This window comes from Megasphaera sp. UBA4233 (assembly GCF_002395615.1).
GTDB lineage: Bacteria > Bacillota > Negativicutes > Veillonellales > Megasphaeraceae > Megasphaera > Megasphaera hexanoica.
The window spans coordinates 54542-63235 of sequence record NZ_DGXL01000002.1; the positions used below are offsets into that span (position 1 = coordinate 54542).

Consider the following 8694-nt stretch of genomic DNA (forward strand, 5'->3'; position numbering starts at 1 on the left):
GAGATTATCCTAAGATTTTCTTCAGATCTTCTTCCGGCGTGCTGGTCGGAGAAATCTGGAAATTTTCTACGAGGTAGTTGAGGACATTCTTGGAGACGAATGCCGGCAGTGTCGGTCCGAGGTAGATGTTCTTGATGCCCAGGGAGAGAAGCGTCAGAAGGATGCAGACGGCTTTCTGTTCGTACCAGGAGAGGACCATGGACAAAGGCAGGTCATTGACGCCGCAATCGAAGGCTTTTGCCAAAGCGACAGCTACCTGGATAGCGCTGTAAGCGTCATTGCACTGGCCCATATCCATGATGCGCGGCAAGCCGCCGATGGTGCCGAGGTCGAGGTCATTGAAGCGGTATTTGCCGCAGGCCAGGGTGAGGACGACCGTATCAGCCGGGGTCTGTTTGACGAATTCCGTGTAGTAGTTACGGCCGGGGCGGGCACCGTCGCAGCCGCCGACGAGGAAGAAGTGTTTGATAGCGCCAGCTTTGACAGCGTCGATGACTTTGTCAGCAACGGAGAGGACCGTACCATGGCCGAAGCCTGTCGTTACGGTGCTGCCGCCGTTGATGCCGGTGAAGTGCTGGTCTTCGCTGTAGCCGCCGAGTGCCAGAGCTTTTTCGATGACCGGCGTGAAGTCTTTGTCTTCGCCGATGTGAGTTACGCCGTCAAAGGAAACGACTTCTGTCGTGAAGACGCGGTCGATGTAGGATTTGCGGGGTGGCATGAGGCAGTTTGTCGTGAACAGGAATGCGCCGGGAACGCCGTCGAATTCTTTCTGCTGATTCTGCCAGGCCGTACCGAAGTTGCCTTTGAGGTGTTTGTATTTTTTTAGTTCCGGATATGCATGGGCCGGGAGCATTTCACCGTGAGTGTAAATATTGATGCCCTTACCTTCGGTCTGCTTGAGGAGGAGTTCCAGGTCTTTCAGGTCGTGGCCGGTGACGACGATGAACGGGCCTTTTTCTACGGTCAGGGGAACCGTTGTCGGAACCGGTGTGCCATAAGTCGTCGTGTTGGCTTCGTCGAGGAGGGCCATGCAGGTCAGGTTGACTTTACCTGTTTCCATGACAATCGGAAGGAGTTCGTCCATGCCCCAGTCTTCGCCGATGGCCGACAAGCCTTTGACGAAGAAGGAATCGACTTCTTCACTCGATTTGCCGAGCATGAGAGCGTGGTAAGCATAAGCAGCCATGCCGCGCATGCCGAACAGGATGAGGGATTTGAGGGAACGGATATCTTCATCGGCGTTCCACATCTGGTTCATGTCGTAGTCAGCTGCGGGAGTAGACGAAAGGGCAGCGGCTTCCGCATGGATTTTATCAATCATGGCCTGGGTCGTCGTCGTGTTGAAGTTGACGTTAGTGATCGTCGTGAACATGCCTTCGAGAATGGCACGGTACGTCTTGGCTGTAGGAGCGGCAGTCTGACAGGTACGTGCCAGACCGACGAGAGCGCCCGTCAAAGCATCCTGCAGACCCGCTTCGGCAGCGGATTTACCACAGACACCAGCACAACCGGTACATCCCGTACCCCGCGCCGTTTGTTCACATTGAAAGCAAAACATCTGATTTTCCATCATCATTACCTCCTGAGTATCTATTCAAATACAATACTAAATTAAAATCTTGATTGCGGCAGTTCCTGACTGCTCTTATAGTATAAGTGAAAAAACAAAAAAATGTCGTTGTATATGCAACGGAACGGGAAAAAAATATTTTTTATACTAAAACTGCGGGAACATGTGGAATGATTGGCCGGTATTCCGGAAAAAATATGATATCCTATATTATATAGAATATAGAATGCACAGGAGGAACCCATCATGACAAGAACCGTGAGTGAAGAAAAAAAGGCTCTCAGACGGCAGGTAAAAGAACGGGTGGCACAACTACCAAAAGACTATTGCCAGAAATCTGATGCCGCTATCCGCCAGTATGTACTGTCTCTGCCGGAATACGGACAGGCCCGGCGCATTTTCTGTTATGCCGGTACGCCATCAGAAATCCAGACACTGCCGCTGATTGCGCAGATGCTCTCCGACGGAAAAGAAGTCGGCGTACCCTATTGTATTTCCTTGGGAAAGATGGAAGTCCGGCAGATCCGCTCTCTGTCCGACCTGAAGCCCGGGCGCTATGGCATACTGGCACCGGATACGACCTGTCCTGTCATGGCCGCCCATACAATCGACCTGGGCCTTATCCCCTGCTGCACGTGCAATGAAAAAGGCCAGCGTCTGGGCTATGGCGGAGGTTTCTATGATATCTATCTTCATGACAGCCCTTTCGCCCGGGCTGTCTTATGCCGTCATCAGGTAATGACCGGTCAGATTCCCATGGAGGATCACGATGAACGGATGGACTTGGTCATTTCAGAAAAAGGTGTTATCCGGATTTCCCGGCAGGAATGATGCCGTTTGTACTAGTTTTCCATTATAGCTAATATAAGATAATTATTATTAGCAAAAATGAACTATTGATGATATAGTATAGGTATCAGTACACGTTGGTGCTGGTGAAAAAACATCTGACTACACGGGGAGGGATTTCCTATGAACTATCAAGTATTGCTGTCACCGGGAACCATTGGTCCACTGCGTCTCAAAAACCGGGCCGTCATGGTCCCCATGGCAACCGATCTGGCTGACCGCCATGGCGTCGTCACCGACCGGCAGATCCGCTATTATCAGGAACGGGCCAAAGGCGGCGTGGGGATGATCATCGAAGAGTATACGGGGGTCGATGATATAGACAGTATCCCATCGATTCATAACCTGAGAATAGCCCGGGAGTATCATGTCCCGGAAATGGAAAAACTGACCGATGCCGTCCATATGTATGACTGTAAAATCGCAGCCCAGCTCCATCACGCTGGTGCTACGTCCAATCCGGCACTGACGGGCCGGCCCAATCTGGCTCCCAGTGCCGTACCGATTGCGCCGGGGAAACCCGTACCGCAGGAGATGACCAAAGATGATATCCACCGGATCCAGCAGAAATTCATTGATGCGGCAGTGCGCTGCAAAAAAGCAGGCTACGATGCGGTCGAACTCCACGGGGCACACGGCTACCTCATCGCCCAGTTTTTCAGCAAGTACTATAACCGCCGCCACGACGAATACGGTGGTACGGTGGAAAACCGCTGTCGGTTCATCAGCGAAATCATCCAGGGCATCCGGCAGAAACTGGGCCGCTTTCCCATTATGGTGCGCATGTGTGGCGATGAAATGACGCCCGTAGAAGGGTTCCTCACACTGGAAGACGGGCTGGAAATTGCCCGCTATCTGGAATCTTGCGGTATCGATGCCATCAATATCAGTAATGGCAGTGCCCGCAATGCCGATGCCAATTGTGAACCCTATTCGTACCGTCCGGGCTGGAAAAAGCATGTGGCAAAGGCATATAAAGAAGCGCTCCACATCCCGGTCATCGCGACGAATACTATTAAAAACCCAGAATTTGCCGAAGAACTCCTCGAAGAAGGCGTTTGTGATTTTGTCGGACTGGGCCGGTCCCAGCTGGCCGATCCGTATTTTGTCGAAAAGGCCCGCACAGGCCGCAGTGATGAAATCCGGCAGTGTATCGGCTGTCTCTATTGCCGGGAACGGGTCTTGGGAAATGGCATGCCTATCCGCTGTGCCATCAATGCCCGTACGGCCCGGGAAATCGAATTTGACGATCTGCAGAAAAATGGCGATGGAAGGACCGTCGTCGTCATAGGCGGCGGCCCGGCCGGGATGGAAGCCGCCCGCGTGCTGGCTCTGCGTCAATTCCACGTAGTCCTGTTGGAACGGGAAGCGTCTCTGGGCGGCATGCTTAACGTTGCCGACAAACCACCGCTAAAAGAACAGATTACCAGACTGGTGCATACCATGACGTGCCAGCTGCAGTGCCTGAACGTAGACATCCGCTGCCGGGCTGCGGGAACGGTGGAGGAAACGGCCTCCTTCCATCCGGCAGCCGTCGTCGTCTCCTGCGGGGCCAGACCGCGGATCCTGCCCCTGCCGGGATTCGACCTTCCCCATGTCGTCACGGCAGAAGCCGTATTACAGGGAAAAGCTGCCGTACAGGGCCGGTCTGTCATTATCGGATCGGGCCTTACGGGACTGGAAACGGCCGCCGTGCTTTTGAAGGACCACCATCCGGTCAGTCTGGTTGAAATGATGCCTGTCATCGGCGGCGCTATTTTCCCGGCCGTCCTGAATGATGAAATGAGCCGAATTATGCCGTATCATCCGGATATTTACACGGGTCACAGCATCCGTTCTGTCCAGGAACATACGGTGACATTGGAACGGCTGAGCGATCATGAGCAGGTCATCCTTCCGGCCGATACGGTCATTTTGTCTATGGGGCTTGTACCGCGGCAGGATACGGTCGATGCCTTCCGGACAGCGTTTGATACAGTACGCGTCATCGGCGATGCGGCCGGCGGGGGACGGATTGCCACGGCGGTTCAGCAGGGCTATGAGGCCGGGTTCACGCTCCTTCGCAACGAAAACATGTAAGATGAAATAAAATATGTAAAACAGAACAAAAATATTATTATTTAAAATAATACGATAAAAATAATTAAAAATATACAATAAAGATATTGACATGATAAAAAATAAATGGTATAGTATGACCATCTCATTCATCGTTTTGATGGCGGGATGAAAACTTATATGCCGGGCAATGAGGCCTTCTGCAATGTAAAACTGCAGGAGGCCTTTTTTGTACCGTAAAAGGGGGAATATGTATGTTTATCATCGAGAGTATCATAAGTGGCATGATGGCCATTGCTGATGTCATCTGGGGCTGGCCTATCCTGATACTGACATCATTCGTTGCGGTTTACATGACGGTCCGGCTCCGGTTCTTCCAGTTCCGCCATTTCGGGCTCATCATGAAAGAAACCTTCGGTAAAGTCTTTGATAAAGGCTCTGGCGAAGGCAATATCAATCCCTTCAAGGCAGCCTGCACGGCCCTGGCGTCTACCCTGGGCGTAGGCAATATTGCCGGCGTATCCGTCGCTATCGCTACCGGCGGTCCCGGTGCGGTATTCTGGATGTGGTTCATCGCCATGCTGGGCCTCATCGTCAAATTCTCGGAAGTCACCCTGGCCGTGGCTTACCGGGAAAAAGACCCCGATACGGGCGAATGGCACGGCGGATTTCCCTGGTTTGTCAAAAATGGTCTGGGAAAGAAATGGAAATGGCTGTCCCTCATCTGGACGATTACTCTGGGCCTGGGCATGATGGTCGGACCGGCTGTACAGTCTAACGCTATTGCCCAGTCGCTGAGCGGTTCTTTCGGTATCTCGCCTTTATATATCGGTATTGCCGTCGCAGTCCTCATGGGGCTGGTCCTGGTTGGCGGTCTGAAGAGCCTCTCCAATTTTGCCAATGCCGTCGTTCCCTTTATGGCTGTTATCTATATCGCCGTTTCTGTCGTCGTCATGATCGTCAATGCGCCGGCTATCCCGGCAGCCTTTGCCATGATTTTCCACGACGCCTTTACCGGTACGGCCGCATCGGGCGGCTTCCTCGGTTCGTCGGTCATGCTGGGAATCCGCTGGGGCCTGGCACGGGGCATTTTCTCCAACGAAGCGGGTACGGGCACGGCACCGCTGGTCCATTCGTCGGCCTCGGTCAATCACCCGGTCAAACAAGGTTTGTGGGGCGTTTTTGAAGTATTCTTCGATACGATCGTCGTCTGTACTATGACGGCTATGGTCGTCATGACCTCTGGCGTCTGGGACAGCGGCGTTACCGGGGCGGCTCTTACGGCAGCGGCCTTTGGGGAAGGCTTTGGCGGCAACGCGGCAGCAGCCGGTATGTTCATCGCCGTGGTCATTGCTTTCTTCGGGTTTACAACGGCCGTGGTCAATGCCTATTATGGCGGTATCTGCCTCAATGCCCTGGGCTTTAAAGGCGCGCCGGTCAAGGTATTTTATGTACTGGCCAGTGTTTTCGGCATCGTCGGTGCCATCGGAGCCCTTAATACCGTATGGGCTACCTTCGATTTCTTCTTCGGCGTCTGTGTCCTTTGCAATCTGGTCATCATCTTCGTCATGCGCGATAAAATCGTCCTCCTCGTACGGGATTATGAAGAACGTCTGCTCACCCAGTCCTGGGATGCTACGGCTGCTGATGCGGTCGAACGCCTGGGCCTTATGGAAAAACCGGAAGATGCATCGTCTCTGCGGGAAAGCGTCAAAATTTCATAACCTTTCTCCCTGCTGGATCTCCCCATATTCCCAGAAAAAAACTGTAGTGCCCTCTATGAGAGCCTGCAGTTTTTTTCTGTGCTGCCGGCAAAAGAGCAGATAAAAATTCTTTTGTCATTTGTGTTTGTGTAGTATACTTATGTATGTAAAAGAGAGAAAAGGGGGATGTTTGATATGACACAATTTTCAAAACGCTGGTCTGATCCGGCCCTGGTGGCGACCTGTGATGTCATGGACCGCTTATTCCAGCCTATGACGGCGGCAGACGGCATTGCATTCAGCATTGGTTCGCCTGCTGTAGAAGCACTTCCTGTCGATGCGCTGCGGGAGATTTCCCAGGATGTGTTCCGCCGGGATGGCCGCGGCATCGAAGCACTGGCCTATGGCACTAAAATGGGAATCCGCGACCTGCGGGAAATCATTGCCAGTGAGCTTCTGGCACCGAAGGGCGTGCATACTTCGGCTGATAATATTCTCATCACTGCCGGCGGGTTGGAAACGATGAAGCTCCTGTGCGATATATTCCTCGATCCAGGCGATGTCATTCTCGTTGAATCGCCGACGTTCGTGCACTGCGTCATGATATTCCAGATTTTCAACGCCGTCTGCATTCCCTGCCAGATGGACAATGACGGCCTTATCATGGAAGACGTAGAAGCTAAAATCCAGAAATATCATCCCAAGATGATCTATACCGTGCCGACCTTCCAAAATCCGACCGGTGTGACACTGTCCCAGGACCGCCGGCAGAAACTGGCAGAACTGGCGGCCAAATACGATGTCATCGTCATCGAAGACGATCCCTACCGGGACATCCGTTTCCAGGGGAAAGACCTGCTGCCCATCAAGACCTTTGATGAAGCCGGCAAAGTCGTCCTGGCCAACAGCTTTTCCAAAATTTTTTCACCGGGCAGCCGCCTCGGCTACGTCGTAGCGCCCGATGATATCATGGATAAAATCGCCTATGCCAAGGTGGCGACTAATTCCCATTCCAGCAAGATTTCCGAAGTCCTGGCTGCGGAATTCTTCAAGCGCGGCTATTTCCCCGATCACCTGAAAAGAATCTGCGCCATTTACCGCGAACGGTGCGCAGCCATGATGGAAGCCCTGGATGCGTATTTCCCGGAAGGGACGAAACATACGTATCCCGATGGCGGTCTCTTTACCTGGGCCGAGCTTCCCGGCGACATCGATACGACGGAACTCTTAAAAGAAACGATGGACAAACTCCATATTTCCTTCGTCGCCGGCCGGGGCTTTTACGTCGAAGGCGGCGATGCCGGCAAGAACTGCATGCGCATCAGTTTCGGTGCCGTACCGCCGGATAAAATCTACACGGGCATCAAACGGTTGGGCGATTATATCAAGACGAAATTATAACAGAATTAAAAAGTTAAACAACAAGCTGTAAGATTTAACGTTTAACTTATATAACATTTAAATAAACACCCCAAATGCCCTTGACAGGGGCCTGTCTATTGCGTACAATATGCCCATACCTCGCAACTATAGCGAAGTAGAATAAATAGTCATGCATAATGGAAATCTGATGACGGGAGAAAGTAGTGTGTCTGGTCCCATGACAGAGAGCCGGCGGGTGGTGTGAGCCGGTATGAGCCGGCAGACGAAGGTCCTCCCCGAAGAGCGGTGCTGAATCAGATTAGGCGCCTACGGCTGTTCCCCGTTACAGGAAACGCGTATGTTGGTACGTTGTAGAGAGCCCGGATGCAGCAATGCTCCGGGAATCAGGGTGGTATCGCGGATTATACTCCGTCCCTTGCAGAAGGGGCGGAGTTTTTTTGTTACCCTTTTGGCAGCTCTACATTCCAACAAGATTATTTTTTTATGGTAAAGGAGAGATGTAGAATGGCAAAAGTGTTTTATGATCAGGATGTCAATTGGGAAGCTATGGAAGGAAAGAAAGTCGCTATCATCGGCTACGGCAGCCAGGGCCACGCCCATGCGCTCAACCTCCGCGACAGCGGGATCGATGTCACCATTGGCCTCTATAAAGGGAGCAAATCGGCAGAAAAAGCCCGTAAAGCCGGTCTTACCGTCCAGACCGTCGCCGAAGCCGTCGCCGGTGCGGACATCACCATGGTCCTCATTCCCGATGAAAAACAGGCCGACGTATATAAAAACGAAATCCGGGATAACCTCAGACCAGGCAGTGCCCTGGCCTTTGCCCACGGCTTCAATATCCACTTCAAGCAGATCATCCCGCCCGACGACGTCGATGTCTTCATGGTAGCCCCCAAAGGCCCCGGTCATATCGTACGCCGCCAGTTCGTTGAAGGCAGCGGCGTCCCCGACGTTTTTGCCGTCGAACAGGACGCTTCCGGTCAGGCTTTTGACATCGCCCTGGCCTATGCCCGCGGTATCGGCGGCACCCGGGCCGGCGTCATCCAGACGACGTTCCAGGAAGAAACGGAAACGGACCTCTTCGGCGAACAGGCCGTACTCTGCGGCGGTATCTGCCAGCTCATCACCAAC

General features: G+C 52.8%; 6 protein-coding genes and 1 other annotated feature. Of the genes, 5 read left to right on the top strand and 1 reads right to left on the bottom strand.

What is annotated here, in order from left to right; translation table 11 throughout:
- Nucleotides 1–4: 4 nt before the first annotated feature.
- Entirely contained in the window at nucleotides 5–1576 is a 1572-nt protein-coding gene (gene hcp / locus B2U90_RS00395; protein ID WP_292016816.1) for a hydroxylamine reductase, read from the bottom strand.
- Between the two features lie 240 nt (nucleotides 1577–1816).
- Here hcp and B2U90_RS00400 point away from each other — a divergent pair, with 240 nt between their 5' ends.
- From B2U90_RS00400 to ilvC, 5 genes are all read left to right on the top strand, one after another.
- Nucleotides 1817–2401 (top strand): 5-formyltetrahydrofolate cyclo-ligase, encoded by a 585-nt coding sequence (locus B2U90_RS00400; protein WP_292016817.1) that lies wholly within the window; start codon nucleotides 1817–1819, stop codon nucleotides 2399–2401.
- A gap of 141 nt (nucleotides 2402–2542) precedes the next feature.
- Entirely contained in the window at nucleotides 2543–4498 is a 1956-nt protein-coding gene (locus tag B2U90_RS00405; protein WP_292016818.1) for an FAD-dependent oxidoreductase, read from the top strand.
- Between the two features lie 233 nt (nucleotides 4499–4731).
- Entirely contained in the window at nucleotides 4732–6201 is a 1470-nt protein-coding gene (locus tag B2U90_RS00410; RefSeq protein ID WP_292016819.1) for an alanine/glycine:cation symporter family protein, read from the top strand.
- 174 nt (nucleotides 6202–6375) lie between these two features.
- On the top strand, nucleotides 6376–7581 hold the full coding sequence (locus B2U90_RS00415) for a PLP-dependent aminotransferase family protein (RefSeq protein ID WP_059076606.1): 1206 nt from the start codon (nucleotides 6376–6378) through the stop codon (nucleotides 7579–7581).
- 160 nt (nucleotides 7582–7741) lie between these two features.
- Nucleotides 7742–7982 (top strand) — a binding site (T-box leader).
- Between the two features lie 85 nt (nucleotides 7983–8067).
- Nucleotides 8068–8694: ketol-acid reductoisomerase (gene ilvC / locus B2U90_RS00420; RefSeq protein ID WP_292016820.1), on the top strand; the 627-nt coding region annotated here is incomplete at its 3' end.